This is a genomic window from Pandoraea sputorum (assembly GCF_000814845.2).
Classification (GTDB): Bacteria; Pseudomonadota; Gammaproteobacteria; order Burkholderiales; family Burkholderiaceae; genus Pandoraea; species Pandoraea sputorum.
In genome coordinates this window covers 1,609,515-1,624,236 of record NZ_CP010431.2, presented here as the reverse complement: position 1 = coordinate 1,624,236, position 14,722 = coordinate 1,609,515, and the positions used below count along the sequence as shown (strand labels likewise).

Genomic DNA, 14,722 nt, shown 5'->3' with positions numbered 1-14,722 from the left:
GACGTTGCAAAGTCCGCCAGCCCTCAAAACAACGCGCCCTGACATCGTCGGGCGCGTTGTTTTATGCGTAACACCATTGGGCAAGACTAAAAACGATTTCCGCCTCACCCTGCCCTGCAGCAATTAGCCGCGCACCGGCTGACGCCAGATCAGCGCAATCGCCAGCAAGCTTTGCAACAGGTAAAAGCCGCTCGAAATGCCATGTAGCATGCCAAAGCGCGAGGCATAAGCCGATTGACCAATGTCGACGCCCGACGCTTCTGCCTGTGCGCGCAGATCGGCCATCAACGGCTGCAGGCCAAACGAGCTGATCAGCACACACACCATCATCGCCACCGCGAGCCAGCGAAGACCACGATAGCTGCGCGCCGCCTGTGCATCGGCCGTGCGCGCAATCAGCGCAGTGGACAGCCAGACCAGCAACACGCCGCATACCAGACTAAGCCAGGCTTGCGTGTGAAACAGTCGACCGGCAACCGTTCCGGCCACCGTGCGCGACTCCAGCACAGCGAACAGCGTGGGGGCGACGATATAGCCGATCGCCCATTGACTACCGCACCAGACGGTGGCGATCAGGCGGAACAGTCGTTCCAGCCGTGGCGCACCGCTGGCAAACGTCACGTCAGACGTAGCGGACATCGATGATCTCGTACTCGCGCACGCCGCTCGGGGCCTGCACTTCGGCCACATCGCCTGCGTACTTACCGATCAACGCACGGGCAATCGGCGAGCTCACCGAAATCTTGCCGTGCTCCAGATCAGCTTCGTCGTCGCCGACGATCTGATACAGCACCGTGCCGCCGCTCTCGAGGTCTTCGAGTTCGACGGTGGCGGCGAAGACCACACGACCTTCGGCGTCCAACACCGACGGATCGATGATCTGTGCAGCCGAGAGCTTCGATTCGAGATCGGCGATACGCCCTTCGATGAAGCCCTGCTTTTCTTTGGCAGCGTCGTACTCAGCGTTTTCCGACAGATCGCCCTGCGCACGGGCTTCAGCAATCGCCGTGATCACGTGCGGACGTTCGACGGTTTTCAGGCGGTGCAGCTCTTCCTTGAGCAGTTCAGCGCCCCGCTTGGTCAGAGGAATGGTACTCATGCGCGTTGTTCCGAAAGACAAAAAAATTGCCGCAGCGAAGCCGCATTCGCACTTTTTGCGAACGCCGCTCGACCGCGGCTGTGACACCTATGTTGCATTAGTGTAGCAGAGTTGCCGACGCTGCCAACCGGAGGACCGGTCGCGCCGCGCGCGGCCACACTACGAGCACATCTAAAGCATTTGGCGCGTCCGGCGGAGATCAGTTCCCCAACGAACGCGCCATCGTTTTGCGACTTCACCCGATGCGGCAGACTCAACCTACCAAGTCGAACGCCTCGAGCGCACCCGCGTCACCTGCCCGACGCTCAGGCCGGCAGTTGCGCGTGCAGACCCTGGAGGTCATAGACCTCAAGGTTTTGCAGATACTTCAGGCCTTCCACGGCCGCACGGGCACCCGAGATCGTCGTGTAGTACGTGACCTTGTGTGCCTGCGCCGACATACGGATCGAGCGCGAATCGGCAATCGCCGTGCGGGTTTCGTCCACCGTGGTGAACACCAGCGCGATCTCGCCGTTCTTGATCATGTCGACAATGTGCGGACGACCATCCTTCACCTTGTTGACCACGCGCACCGGAATCCCGGCCGCTTCGATGGCCGCCGCCGTGCCACGCGTGGCAACGATCGGGTAGCCCAGCGAGTGCAGCATGCGCGCCACTTCGACCGCGCGCGGCTTGTCGGCGTCCTTCACCGTCAGGAGCACCGTGCCCGAAGCAGGCAGACGCGAACCCGCCGCCAGTTGCGACTTGAAGAGCGCTTCGCCGAACGTGCGGCCCACGCCCATCACTTCGCCCGTCGAGCGCATTTCCGGCCCGAGCACCGGGTCGACACCCGGGAACTTCACGAATGGGAACACGGCTTCCTTGACGCTGTAGTACGGCGGCACGACTTCGCTCGTAATGCCTTGCGACGTGAGCGACTGACCGGCCATCGCGCGGGCGGCAATCTTGGCCAGTTGACGGCCCGTGGCCTTCGAGACGTACGGCACCGTACGCGACGCACGCGGGTTCACTTCCAGCACGTAGATGGTATCGACGCCGTTGCCCTGCTGAATCGCGAACTGCACGTTCATCAGACCGACCACGTTCAGCGCCTTGGCCATTTCAGCCGTCTGACGCTTGAGCTCGGCAATCGTCTCGGCTGACAGCGAGTACGGCGGCAGCGAGCAAGCCGAGTCGCCCGAGTGGACACCCGCCTGTTCGATGTGTTCCATCACGCCGCCGATGTAGACGTCCTTACCGTCCGAGATGCAATCGACGTCACACTCGATGGCGTCGTCCAGGAAACGGTCGAGCAGCACCGGGCTGTCGTGGCTCACCTTGACAGCTTCGCGCATGTAGCGTTCGAGGTCACGCGGCTCGTGGACGATTTCCATCGCACGACCACCCAGCACATACGACGGGCGCACCACCAGCGGGTAGCCGATTTCGGCAGCCAGCTTGAGCGCTTCGTCTTCCGCGCGGGCCGTACGGTTCGGCGGCTGACGCAGGCCAAGCTTGTGCAGCAGCTTCTGGAAACGCTCGCGGTCTTCGGCGGCGTCGATCATGTCCGGGCTCGTGCCGATGATAGGCACGCCGTTCGCTTCGAGATCCAGCGCAAGCTTGAGCGGGGTTTGACCGCCATACTGCACGATCACGCCGACCGGCTTTTCGAGGTCGACGATTTCCAGCACGTCTTCCAGCGTCACCGGCTCGAAGTAGAGACGATCCGACGTGTCATAGTCCGTCGACACCGTTTCCGGGTTGCAGTTGACCATGATGGTCTCGTAGCCGTCTTCGCGCATGGCGAGCGCGGCGTGCACGCAGCAGTAGTCGAACTCGATACCTTGACCGATACGGTTCGGGCCGCCGCCGAGCACCATGATCTTCTTCTTGTCGGTCGGCTGGGCTTCGCACTCTTCCTCATAGGTCGAGTACATATAAGCCGTGTTGGTCGAGAATTCGGCAGCGCAGGTATCCACACGCTTGTAGACCGGGCGCACCTTCTGCGCGATACGCGCCTTGCGCACGGCGGTCTGATCGGTGCCGAGCAGCTTGGCCAGACGGCGATCCGAGAAGCCGCTTTGCTTCAGGAAGCGCAGTTCTTCGGTCGTCAGGCTTGCCAGCGTGCGGCCCGACAGTGCCTTTTCCTTCTTGACGATGGCTTCGAGCTGAGCGAGGAACCACGGGTCGATAGCGGTCTCGGCGTACACCTCTTCGAGGCTCATGCCCAGACGGAACGCGTCGCCCACGTACCAGATACGGTCCGGGCCCGGCTCACCGATCTCGGCCACGATCTCGTCGCGGTCGGTCGACTTTTCGTCCAGACCGTCCACACCGACTTCCAGACCGCGCATCGCCTTCTGGAACGATTCCTGGAACGTGCGGCCCATGGCCATTACTTCACCGACCGACTTCATCTGCGTGGTCAGGCGAGCGTCGGCTTCGCGGAACTTCTCGAACGCGAAACGCGGCACCTTGGTGACGACGTAGTCGATGGTCGGCTCGAACGAAGCCGGCGTTGCGCCGCCGGTGATTTCGTTGCGCAGCTCGTCGAGCGTATAGCCGACGGCCAGCTTCGCAGCGACCTTGGCAATCGGGAAGCCGGTGGCCTTCGAGGCCAGCGCCGACGAACGCGACACGCGCGGGTTCATTTCGATGACGACCATGCGGCCGTCCTTCGGGTTGATCGAGAACTGGACGTTCGAGCCCCCCGTCTCCACACCGATCTCGCGCAGCACGGCGAGCGATGCGTTACGCAGCAGTTGGTATTCCTTGTCGGTCAGCGTCTGTGCGGGCGCTACCGTGATCGAGTCACCGGTGTGTACGCCCATCGGGTCGAGGTTTTCGATCGAGCAGACGATGATGCAGTTGTCGGCGCGGTCGCGCACGACTTCCATCTCGAATTCCTTCCAGCCGAGCAGCGACTCTTCGATGAGCAGTTCGCGCGTGGGCGAGAGGTCGAGACCGCGCTTGCAGATCTCTTCGAACTCTTCGCGGTTGTAGGCGATACCGCCGCCCGAGCCGCCAAGCGTGAACGACGGACGGATCACCATCGGATAGCCGCTGCCGCCGATCTCGGCCATGATCTGCGCCTGCACGGCAAGCGCCTCTTCCATCGAGTGGGCGATGCCCGACTTGGCCGAACCGAGACCGATCTTGGTCATCGCGTCCTTGAACTTCTGACGGTCTTCGGCCTTGTCGATGGCTTCCGGCGATGCGCCGATCAGCTCCACCTTGTACTTGTCGAGCACGCCGTGACGATGCAGGTCGAGCGCGCAGTTCAGCGCGGTCTGGCCGCCCATCGTCGGGAGAATGGCATCCGGGCGCTCCTTGGCGATGATGCGCTCGACGACTTCCCAGGTGATCGGTTCGATGTAGGTGACATCGGCCGTGTCCGGGTCGGTCATGATCGTGGCAGGGTTGCTGTTGATCAGGATGACCTTGTAGCCTTCCTCGCGCAGTGCCTTGCAGGCCTGTGCGCCGGAATAATCGAACTCGCATGCCTGACCGATGATGATCGGGCCGGCGCCGATGATGAGGATGCTCTTGATGTCTGTGCGCTTTGGCATAACGTTCTCAACAAAAATTTAACTCAGCGTCGCGGTCGCGAGCTTCACACCGAAGCCGACGAACAACGCGCCCACGCCGCCGGTTGCCCCGGCGCTCAACCGGCGACGTTGCCGGAAGTGCTCGGCCAGGCGGTAACCGGCCAGGATCAGCGTGCTCAGATACAGGAAACTGCAGGTCTGTACGATGACGCCCAGCACCGCAAACGACACGGCCGGGTAGGCGTAGCCCGGATCGACGAACTGGATGAAAAACGACACGCAGAACAGGATCGCTTTTGGATTCAGCAGACTGATGAACAGCGCGCGCTTGAACGGGTGATCGGCGTCGACCGGCTTCGGCGCGACGACTGTCTGGGTCGATTTGGCCCGTGCCGCCCGCGCGTTGGCGATCGCCCCGCGCAGCATGTTCAGGCCCATCCAGCAGAGATACGCCGCGCCGAGGTACTTCACCACGAAGAACAGTGCCGGTTGCGTGTTCAGCAACGACGCTACACCGGCGGCTGCCAGCGTCATGAGTACCGTGTCGCCCAGAAACACGCCGCAAGCGGCTGCATACCCCTGGCGAACCCCGCGCTGTGCGGCCACGGCCAGCACGTAGAGCGAGTTCGGCCCCGGCAGCAGAATGACGACCACGACCCCGGCGAGATACGTCCAGAGGTTGAGGATGCCGATCGAGTTTCCGAGCATGGTGCGTGTTTCCCTATCTCTCGCTTGTTTCGCTTACGCGGGCTGCTTGGCGTCGGCCATCGACTGCACGAACCGGTCGAACAGATAGCCGATGTCGTGCGGGCCGGGCGACGCTTCCGGGTGGCCCTGGAAGCAGAATGCCGGACGGTCCGTCAGTTCGAAGCCTTGCAGCGTGCCGTCGAACAGCGACACGTGCGTGACGCGGGCGTTGGCCGGCAGGCTGTTTGCGTCCACGGCGAAACCGTGGTTTTGCGACGTGATGACGACGCGGCCCGTATCGAGATCCTTCACCGGGTGGTTGGCACCGTGGTGGCCGGTCTTCATCTTGAGCGTCTTCGCGCCGACGGCCAGTCCCATGATCTGGTGGCCGAGGCAGATACCGAAGGTCGGGAAGCGGCGTTCCAGGAACGTCTTCGTCGCAGCGATAGCGTAGTCGCACGGTTCCGGGTCGCCGGGGCCGTTCGAGAGGAACACGCCGTCCGGGTTCAGAGCGAACACGTCGTCCGCCGAGCTTTGGGCCGGCAGCACCGTGACCTTGCAGCCGCGCTGGGCGAGCATACGCAGGATGTTGCGCTTCACGCCGTAGTCGAGGGCGACCACGTGGAATTTCGGATCCTTCTGCTCGCCGTAGCCTTCTTCGAGCGTCCATTCCGTTTCCGTCCACGAATACTGCTCTGTGGTGGAGACGACCTTGGCGAGATCCATACCGGCCAGACCCGGGAACGATTGCGCGAGGGCGATGGCCTTGGCTTCGTCGGCTTCTTCGCCAGCGAGGATGCAGCCGTTCTGAGCGCCCTTGTCGCGCAGGATACGGGTCAGACGTCGCGTGTCGATGCCTGCGATGGCGACAACGCCTTCGTCCTTCAGGTACTGCGACAGCGTCTTGTTGGCGCGGAAATTCGAGTCGAGGATCGGCAGATCCTTGATGATCAGGCCGGCGGCATGGACTTTCGTGGCTTCGACGTCTTCACCGTTGACGCCCGTGTTGCCGATGTGCGGATACGTCAGCGTGACGATCTGGCGCGCATAGCTGGGGTCGGTGAGGATTTCCTGATAGCCGGTAATGGCCGTATTGAAGACCACTTCACCGATGGTGTGACCGGCAGCGCCGATGGCGTACCCACGAAAGACCGTGCCGTCAGCGAGCGCGAGAATGGCGGGTGAGAATGACGGCAGCACGGGAAACTCCTGGAGGGTTCACCCCTGCTGCCAGCCTCACCGTCCGCTAGCGATGACATCAGCGCGGGCACCGGAATTGCGCGGAATATGCGCACAGCGGATGCTCGGGCGGCGGACGAGATGTCGGGCGGGTAGGCGCTAGGGTGAGGGTTAAATGACTAAAACCTTCAAAGTATAGCGCAAATCCGGATCTTCTCAAAGCTGAACGTGTGATGCACCAGTACGCTCTGCGGACTCCCGGGGGGTAACCCCGTCGGCAGACGGATACGCAGAGGGGATAGGGAAGTGAATGCCGGCCCGCTGGGCCGCCAGCACGATATGGCGCTCCATCGAAGCGCCTGCGGCTGCGCCGTCGCGGCGTCGCAGAGCGTCGAGGATCTCCAGATGTTCATGATAGGTGGAGAGCACCAGTTCTCGCTGATAAAACGGCAGACGCTGGCTCTCCATGACGATTTCCGTGCTGCCGCGCAGGATATCGGCGATGGCGGCGTTCCCTGCGAGGCCGACGATGCGCAGATGGAACGCGAAGTCCAGTTGCGCGGCGGTGTCGACGTCGCCCTCGATCAGCGCGCCTTTCATCGACTCGACGTTATCGGTCAGCCAATCGATCTCGGTGACGCTGGCCGCGAGTGCGGCGAGCCGGGCGGAGAAGCCTTCCAGTGCATAGCGCAGTTGATAGGTGTCGGCGAGCGAAATCTGGTCGGCGAAGCGCCACGCGACGCCGAGACGGGCGGAGGCGTCGTTAACATAGACGCCCTTGCCCGGGCGGATGGCGACCATACCGAGCGCCTCCAGCGTCGAGAGGGCTTCGCGCAGCGAGGCGCGGCTGATGGCCAGTTCCTCGGCGAGCTGACGTTGCGAGGGCAGCATCGCACCGGCGGGATAGACCTGACGTTCGATGCGTTCGCGGATCGTGGCGACGGCGGCGTCGGTTACGGCATGCGCCGAATGCTTCATGGGTCCTCACAAGGCGTGTGGGTAAGCGTATGGCGCATTGTACGACGCCAAATTTCTCCTCACGCGAACCTCCCCCCCATCGGCCGGGAAAGCCCGACCACAGCGGGCTTCCGGTTTGTGCCATCCCTGCCCTGCTCGCTGCCCCACTATGCGCTCACGCCGCCTTCACCTGATGCGCGTGATGTTCCGGGTGATCGCCAAGCAGACGCCGCACCACGCCGTTCGTCCAGCCGAAGCCGTCCTGAAGCGGGTACTCGCCGCCGCCACCGCCGCTGGCGCTCATCGCTTCGCTTGTGTGCAGCGAGTACTTTTCGACGAGTTTGCTCTCACGTGCGTAGAGCGAACCGACGGTGGAGAGCCAGCGATGGGCAATGTCCCCCGCGAGCCGGTTCTCCCCGTACTTGCGAAGGCCGTGAATAGCGATCCACTGGAGCGGTGCCCAGCCGTTAGGCGGATCCCATTGCTGAAGGCTCGACGTCTGCGTCGTTCGCAACCCTCCCGCCGCCAGCAGGTGTTCGGCCATTGCGAGTGCCGAGCGGTGCGCCTGTTCGCGCGTGGCGAGGCCGACGAACAGGGGGGCGGCGAGCGCCGCCGACAATTGCACCCGTTGCTCGCCGAGTTGCCAGTCGTAGTCGACAAACGCGCCTGCGGCGTCCGACCACAGATGCCGCGTCATCGCGTCCTGACGCGCCTGCGCCCGCTTCGCAAACGCGAGCGCCGCGTCGACATCCCCCGCCGCCTCACTGAGACGAGCGATATGCCGCTCAGTGGCGAAGAGAAAGCTGTTCAGGTCGACGGGCAGAATCGAGGTGGTACGAATCGACGAAAGGTCGGTCGCGTCGCCAAGCCAGCGGGAGCTGAAGTCCCAGCCTGAGGCCGCACCGGCGCGCAAGTCGCGGAATACCTCACTGGCGGGGCGTTGCGGCGCATCGCGTGCGGTTGTCACGTCTTCCAGATAGCCCTCTTCACGCGGCGTGTCGCGTTCGTCCCAATAGCGGTTCAGGCGTGAGCCGTCGGGTAGACGAACGAGATGCCGATAGGCCTCGCCCGGCCGCAGCGACGCTTCGCCGTCCATCCAGTAGTCGTATTCGCGGCGCAGATGCGGCAGATAACGGATAGCGCGCGCCACACCATGCGATTCGAACAGTTCCACCATCAGACCGTACATGGGCGGCTGCGAACGGCTCAGGTAATAAGTACGGTTACCGTTCGGAATGTGGCCGTAAGCATCGACGAGAAATGAAAAATTGTCGGCCATGCTCACGAGCAAATCGTGGCGTCCGCTTTTGGCGAGGCCGAGCATCGTGAAATAGGAGTCCCAATAATAGAGTTCGTGAAAGCGTCCACCGGGCACGACGTACGCGCGTGGCAGCGGGAGTAGCGAGCTATAGGCGGGATGCGCTTCGGGCGCGAGCGAGGGCGCGCAGTCCACGAACGTCTTGCTGTCGGCAAAGACGCGTTGCGTTTGTACGGCGACGAAAAGCTCCTGATAGCGATCGTCCGGCGTGAGGATGTCCGACGGTGCACAGTGGTCGACGTCCGGCGTCATGCCACCCATCGCAAGCGTGCGTTGTGCGGTGTCGGTCATTGTTATTGCTCCGCGTAGTTCCAGAGCAAGCCGCCGTCGACGAACAGCGTCGTGCCCGTCACATAGCTGGCTTCGGGCGAAGCGAGGAAGAGCACGGCATTCGCCACTTCGCTGGGATTCGCGAGGCGGCCGAGCGGAATGTTCGCGACGAGCGCTTCGAGCTGCGCCTTGTTCGCGAGCAATTGCTGATTGATAGGGGTGCCCACGGCACCGGGCGCGACATTGTTCACCGTGATACCGAGCGGCGCCAGTTCGATGGCGAGATTGCGCATCATCATCTTCATGCCGCCCTTGCTCGCGCAATAGCTCGCGAAGTGAGGAAATGGCAGCTCTTCGTGCACCGAGCTGACGTTCACGATGCGTCCGCCGCGCTGCGTATCGCGCAGGTGCTTCACAAAGGCTTGCGTAAGAAAGAACGCCCCTTTCAGATTGACGTTCATGACGAGGTCGTAATCGGCTTCCGTCACATCGAGAAATGGGGCACGGCGTTCGACACCTGCGTTGTTGACCAAAACATCAAGGCGTCCCATTTTGGCTACGGCCTGCTCGATGATGGCGCGATCGTTCTCCACGCTCCCGACATCTCCCGCGATCACGCAGCCGTCGCTCCCGGCGGCGCGAACCGAGTCGAGCGTCTGCCCGGCCATCGCGTTGTCCTGCCGGTCTTCCACCACGATGCGCGCCCCTTCCTGGGCGAGTCGGATCGCGATGGCGCGTCCGATCCCCTGAGCGCTGCCGGTGACAAGTACCACCGTGTCCTTCATTCGCATGTCGCCTCCCTGGTGAGCAAGAAGTCAGCTCTGTGCGCCCGGCCCGGCACCCTCACGACGGATGTCGAAACCATGGACCAGATGCCAGTGCGACCGCGGGCCGGAAAGCGAAGTTCACACAAATTTCGCTCGACTCACCTAGTAAAACCAACAACTTACGAGCAATTTCGAACGATTTCCCCTACCCGGATCGGCCCACGCCGCCGCATGCCTCCGCCCTAGGGAATCCCCTCAAACGACAAATCTTGACCTCACTATATTGGCTTTCTAATATTCTCCATAACACCACTGGTCAGACCGGTATGACTTGTAGATTTACACTGATGAAATCTGGTGTTGGCGGCCGATGATGACGCCGCGCGTTGCCTGAAGTGAGACGTACAGCGGTAGAGAATCAGCCCCCGAGAGCAGTCCGTTCAATCCCGTTGAAATCGAGATTGCGAAATCCTAGAGAGTGAGTTGCGCAGGCAGAGGAGACAAACCATGCCCAAGCTGTTTCGTTCGTTGTTTGGCCGAGTCGTTATTGCGTTGATAGTGGGTGTGGCGTTAGGCATCTGGTTTCCGCAGTTGGGAGAGTCGTTGCGTCCGTTGGGCGATGGCTTTCTGAAGCTCATCAAGATGGTGATTGGCCCGATCGTTTTCTGCGTCGTCGTGAGCGGCATGGCGAGCGCGGGCGACTTGCGCAAAGTGGGCCGGGTGGGCGTCAAGGCGATCTTGTACTTCGAGATCATCACCACCTTCGCGCTTGTCATTGGTGCGGTGCTGGCTTGGGTGACGCGTCCTGGCGCGGGCATGAACATCGACATCCGCAGTCTTGACGCCGGTTCGATGGCGGCCTACACCGAGCATGCCAAGAGCCTGAAAGACACGGCGGGCTTCTTGCTGAAGATCATCCCCGACACCATTACCGACGCCTTTGCCAAAGGCGACATCCTGCAGATCCTCGTCTTCTCCGTCATGTTCGGTTGTGCGCTGGCCGCGTTGGGTGAGCGGGGCCGTCCGGTGGCGCGATTCATCGAAGACCTGAGCCATGTCTTCTTTCGCGTGATGGCGTTCATCATCCGGCTCGCGCCGCTGGGCGTGCTGGGCGCGGTGGCGTTCACCACGGGCAAGTACGGTGCGTCGTCGCTCAAGCAACTGGGTTTGCTCGTGCTGGTGTTCTACGCGAGCTGCTTCGTGTTCGTGACGGTGGTACTGGGTGGGGTGTTGCGTCTGGCGGGTTTCAACATCTTCAAGTTCATCAAGTACTTCCGTGAGGAGTTGTCGATCGTGTTGGGCACGGCGTCGTCGGATGCGGTATTGCCCGCGATCATGCGCAAGCTTGAATGGATGGGCATCAAAAAGTCGACCGTGGGTCTGGTCGTCCCGACGGGATACTCGTTCAACCTCGACGGCTTCTCCATCTACCTGACGCTCGCGGTCATCTTCATTGCGCAGGCCACCAACACGCCGTTGTCGATGCACGACCTGATTCTGGTGGTGTTGGTATCGCTGCTGACGTCCAAGGGTGCGCATGGGATTCCGGGCTCGGCGATCGTGATTCTGGCGGCGACGCTGGCGGCCATTCCCGCCATCCCCGTGATCGGCCTAGTGCTGATTCTGCCGGTCGACTGGTTCGTCGGGATTGCGCGAGCCATCACCAACTTGTTGGGCAACTGTGTGGCGACGCTCGTTGTGGCCGCATGGGAAAAAGACGTCGACTTCGCGAGAGCACACAAAGTCCTGGATGGCGTGTTGCCGTACGAGCCGATTGCGGCGTCTGAAGACGGCATCGAAGGCGCACCGGCAAATGCTGCGCTGACACGCTGACCCACTAAGTAAAGCATGCGAGGGTCGCGGCGGATGCTGCGCCCCTCACAACAACCGAGTAATTTCTGCCGACGCTGAGAACAATGGCGTCGGCATCATCATCTGGAGTAGATAGCAACATGGCCCTCGTCCCGCAAGACCCGAACGCACCGGACTTCGTGCGCCGTTATGTGAATCTGGCCGACCCGCGTCTGGGGGCTGAGGCGCTCGTCGCCACCGACGAATTCTTCGCGGCCAAAGAGCGCATGCTCAACCCGGAACCGGCGGTGTTCATCCCGGGCAAGTACGACGAGAACGGCAAGTGGATGGATGGTTGGGAGACGCGTCGCAAGCGTGTGAACGGTTACGACTGGTGCATCGTCAAGCTGGCGCGCCCGGGCGTGTTGTTCGGTGTCGATCTGGATACGAGCCACTTCACGGGCAACTTCCCACCGGCCGCGTCGCTTGAGGGCTGCTACAGCCCGGACGGCGCACCGAACGAGTCGGCCGAATGGTTCGAACTGCTGCCGTCGACCACGTTGCAGGGCAACTCGCACCACTACCATGCCATCACGCAGCAGCGCGCAGCGACGCACGTGCGCGTGAACCTGTACCCGGATGGTGGTCTCGCGCGTCTGCGCTTGTATGGGTTGCCGCAGAGCGACTGGGCGGGCCGTTCGCGAGATGAGCTGATCGATCTGATTGCGATGGAAAACGGCGGCTACGTCGTGGCAGCGAACAACCAGCACTTCGGTTTGGCGTCGAACCTGCTGATGCCGGGCCGAGGTGTGAACATGGGGGATGGGTGGGAGACGCGCCGTCGTCGTGAGCCGGGTAACGACTGGGCGATTATTGCGTTGGCGCAGCCGGGTGAAATTGGCAAGATCGAGGTGGATACGGCGCACTTCAAGGGCAACTTCCCGGACCGCTGCTCCATCCAGGCGGCGTATGTGACGGGCGGCACTGAGCAGTCGCTGATTACGCAATCGATGTTCTGGCCGGTGTTGTTGCCGGAGCAGAAGTTGGCGATGGACAAGCAGTTCTACTTTGAAGAGCAGGTGCAGAAGTTGGGGGCGATCACGCACATCCGTTTCAACATCATTCCGGATGGTGGCGTATCGCGTCTGCGACTGTGGGGCCGGTTGAGCGACAAGAAGGCGTAATGGTTTAGAAGTCGCAGAGCAAAACGAACAGAGAGAACAAGGAGCGTGACATGGTGGGACCGGCATTGAAGATCGAGCGATTGACGCGGGAGGCGTTCGCGCCGTTCGGCGATGTGATCGAGTTGGAGGGTGCGAAGCATTTCGCGATCAATGGCGGGACGACCGAGCGATTCCATGATTTGGCGACGGTGGATCTGGGTCCGGAGGGTGGGCGTACGTTGGTGAACGTCTTCCGAGGCCAGCCGAGGCAGTTGCCGTACGAGGTGAAGATGTTGGAGCGTCACCCGTTGGGCAGTCAGGCGTTCATCCCGTTGAAGACGACGCCGTATCTGGTGGTTGTCGCCCCGGCGGGCGAGTTGGACGTGAGCAAGATGCGTGCGTTCGTCTCGGATGGCTGGCAGGGCGTGAACTATGCGAGAGGCGTGTGGCATCACCCGTTGTTGGCGTTGGATGAGGTGAGCGACTTCGTGGTGGTGGACCGGGGTGGTGACGGCCACAACTGTGACGAGCAGGATTTGCCGGGTGTGTACTTGCTGACGCAGGTTGAGTTGGATGCGGTGCAGGGAGCGCAGAAGGCTGCGTGAGGAATGAAGTCAGTGGGACAAAGAGACGCCGGGCGATGCCCGGCGTTTTTATTGGGTGGGAGAAAGCAAAGTGAAGCGCAGAGGAACGCGGTGAGGCGTTGGGAGGGAGAGGAAGCGTGTGGGCGACGGCACGGCCGTCCCGCAGCAGTTGCGGAGCACGTGCGGGGCGGGTGTGACGTCGCGACTGCGCTTGAGTAGAGCGGTGTCAACGGGACGACGGCTTCGATTAAGGAAGCGGGAATCGGGCGGTGTCGGTTGAGGCACTGGGTGCTTCGAGGGAGACGGACCGGGGCGCCTTTCTGCAGCGAGTTGGGTTTATGTCTGAGCGGCGGAAAGGGGCCCCGGTCCGTTAGGGGGAAGGTTTTAAGAGAGCACGAGAGAGCACGAGAGCGCGCGAGACAGGGCGAGAAAGAATCAGACAGCAGGCACAACAGCCGTCACTTCGATCTCGACCTTAGCTTCGTCCTCAACAAGATCGGCAACTTCCACAGCGGTCATCGCGGGGAAATGGCGTCCGATGACGGCGCGATAGTGTTCGCCGATGGCGGGATAGTTGGCGACGTATTCGCGTTTGTTCTTCACGTACCAGGTCATGCGAACGATGTGTTCGGGCTTGGCGTTACCTTGCGCGAGGATCGCGACGATATTCTCGAGCGTTTGGCGCACCTGAAGTGCGAAATCATCCGTCTCGAAGCGTTGCTGCCCATTCCAGCCGATCTGACCGCCGACGAAGATGATGCGGCTGCCTGCCGTCATTTCGAAGGCCATGCCGTTGGCGTAGCCGCGCGGTTTTGCCCATTCGGGCGGTTGGAGAACTTGCAGCATCAGGACACTCCTTCAATCACAGAATCGGGTGAAGCAAAGCGGACAATCGCGTCGCGTTGGGCTGGGGGCACAGGGATCGGGGCGGGTTTGCCGCCCTCGCCTTTTGCGACCCAGACCAGCACGAGCGTGGCTTGCAGGCGGGTTTCGTCGTTAGCGCCGGCGAAGCGGATACGCAGCGTCATGGACGAGCGACCGAGACGGGTCACTTCCAGCGAGCGTTGCAGCGTCTCGCCCAGAAAGCTCGGGGCACTGAAACGGCATTCGATGTTTGCCGTGGGCACGCCCATGCCATTGCGCAGGTGCATGTCGCCGAACGACAGGCCGAGGCCTTCGGCGCACCAGTCTTCGACGAGATCGTTGATCATCTCGAAGTAGCGCGGATAAAACACGATGCCTGCCGGGTCGCAGTGTTTGAAGCGCACCAGAAGCGGTTTCACGAAAGCGTGTTCCGCGACATCGGTTTTCGTTGTCATTGCGTCCTCCCCTGCCAAAGTCAGTGGGTGCCCACTGGAGCACCCTGAGCTTTGTAGTTAT

At 62.0% G+C, this 14,722-nt stretch carries 13 protein-coding genes; 3 read left to right on the top strand and 10 right to left on the bottom strand.

Features of this window, described 5'->3' with window-relative positions:
- Positions 1–123 precede the first annotated feature (123 nt).
- The 8 genes from NA29_RS07265 to NA29_RS07230 form a co-directional block, all read right to left on the bottom strand.
- Positions 124–639, bottom strand: a complete 516-nt coding sequence (locus tag NA29_RS07265) for a DUF4149 domain-containing protein (protein WP_052252600.1) — start codon at positions 637–639, stop codon at positions 124–126.
- The gene (gene greA / locus NA29_RS07260) at positions 623–1,099 is read right to left on the bottom strand and encodes a transcription elongation factor GreA (protein WP_039397144.1); all 477 of its coding nucleotides are present in this window, start codon (positions 1,097–1,099) and stop codon (positions 623–625) included. Before greA ends, NA29_RS07265 begins: the two co-directional genes overlap by 17 nt.
- A gap of 305 nt (positions 1,100–1,404) precedes the next feature.
- Positions 1,405–4,647: a carbamoyl-phosphate synthase large subunit gene (carB, locus tag NA29_RS07255; protein WP_039397142.1), complete on the bottom strand. Its 3,243-nt coding sequence runs from the start codon at positions 4,645–4,647 to the stop codon at positions 1,405–1,407.
- An 18-nt stretch (positions 4,648–4,665) separates the two neighbouring features.
- Positions 4,666–5,334: a leucine efflux protein LeuE gene (leuE, locus tag NA29_RS07250; RefSeq protein ID WP_039397140.1), complete on the bottom strand. Its 669-nt coding sequence runs from the start codon at positions 5,332–5,334 to the stop codon at positions 4,666–4,668.
- Between the two features lie 33 nt (positions 5,335–5,367).
- Positions 5,368–6,513, bottom strand: coding sequence for a glutamine-hydrolyzing carbamoyl-phosphate synthase small subunit (gene carA / locus NA29_RS07245; RefSeq protein WP_039397138.1), 1,146 nt, complete (start codon positions 6,511–6,513; stop codon positions 5,368–5,370).
- 195 nt (positions 6,514–6,708) lie between these two features.
- The gene (locus NA29_RS07240; protein WP_039397136.1) at positions 6,709–7,470 is read right to left on the bottom strand and encodes a FadR/GntR family transcriptional regulator; all 762 of its coding nucleotides are present in this window, start codon (positions 7,468–7,470) and stop codon (positions 6,709–6,711) included.
- Positions 7,471–7,624: 154 nt separating this feature from the next.
- Positions 7,625–9,058 (bottom strand): alpha,alpha-trehalase TreF, encoded by a 1,434-nt coding sequence (gene treF, locus NA29_RS07235; RefSeq protein WP_095178420.1) that lies wholly within the window; start codon positions 9,056–9,058, stop codon positions 7,625–7,627.
- Positions 9,059–9,060: 2 nt separating this feature from the next.
- Positions 9,061–9,828, bottom strand: a complete 768-nt coding sequence (locus NA29_RS07230) for an SDR family NAD(P)-dependent oxidoreductase (RefSeq protein WP_039397134.1) — start codon at positions 9,826–9,828, stop codon at positions 9,061–9,063.
- 483 nt (positions 9,829–10,311) lie between these two features.
- Here NA29_RS07230 and NA29_RS07225 point away from each other — a divergent pair, with 483 nt between their 5' ends.
- The 3 genes from NA29_RS07225 to NA29_RS07215 all read left to right on the top strand — a co-directional run bounded on the left by NA29_RS07225 (position 10,312) and on the right by NA29_RS07215 (position 13,363).
- Complete coding sequence (locus NA29_RS07225; protein ID WP_039397133.1) at positions 10,312–11,637, top strand: C4-dicarboxylate transporter DctA; 1,326 nt, start codon at positions 10,312–10,314, stop codon at positions 11,635–11,637.
- Positions 11,638–11,756: 119 nt separating this feature from the next.
- A complete protein-coding gene (gene alc, locus NA29_RS07220; protein ID WP_039397131.1) occupies positions 11,757–12,779 on the top strand; it encodes an allantoicase in 1,023 nt (340 codons plus the stop codon).
- A 50-nt stretch (positions 12,780–12,829) separates the two neighbouring features.
- A complete protein-coding gene (locus NA29_RS07215) occupies positions 12,830–13,363 on the top strand; it encodes an ureidoglycolate lyase (protein ID WP_039397128.1) in 534 nt (177 codons plus the stop codon).
- A gap of 414 nt (positions 13,364–13,777) precedes the next feature.
- Here NA29_RS07215 and NA29_RS07210 read toward each other — a convergent pair whose 3' ends face one another.
- Both NA29_RS07210 and NA29_RS07205 read right to left on the bottom strand, forming a co-directional pair.
- Positions 13,778–14,185 carry a RidA family protein gene (locus NA29_RS07210; protein WP_039402674.1) on the bottom strand — a complete coding sequence of 136 codons (408 nt, stop codon included), beginning with the start codon at positions 14,183–14,185 and terminating at the stop codon, positions 13,778–13,780.
- 2 nt (positions 14,186–14,187) lie between these two features.
- The gene (locus NA29_RS07205; RefSeq protein WP_052252599.1) at positions 14,188–14,661 is read right to left on the bottom strand and encodes an acyl-CoA thioesterase; all 474 of its coding nucleotides are present in this window, start codon (positions 14,659–14,661) and stop codon (positions 14,188–14,190) included.
- Positions 14,662–14,722: the final 61 nt, after the last annotated feature.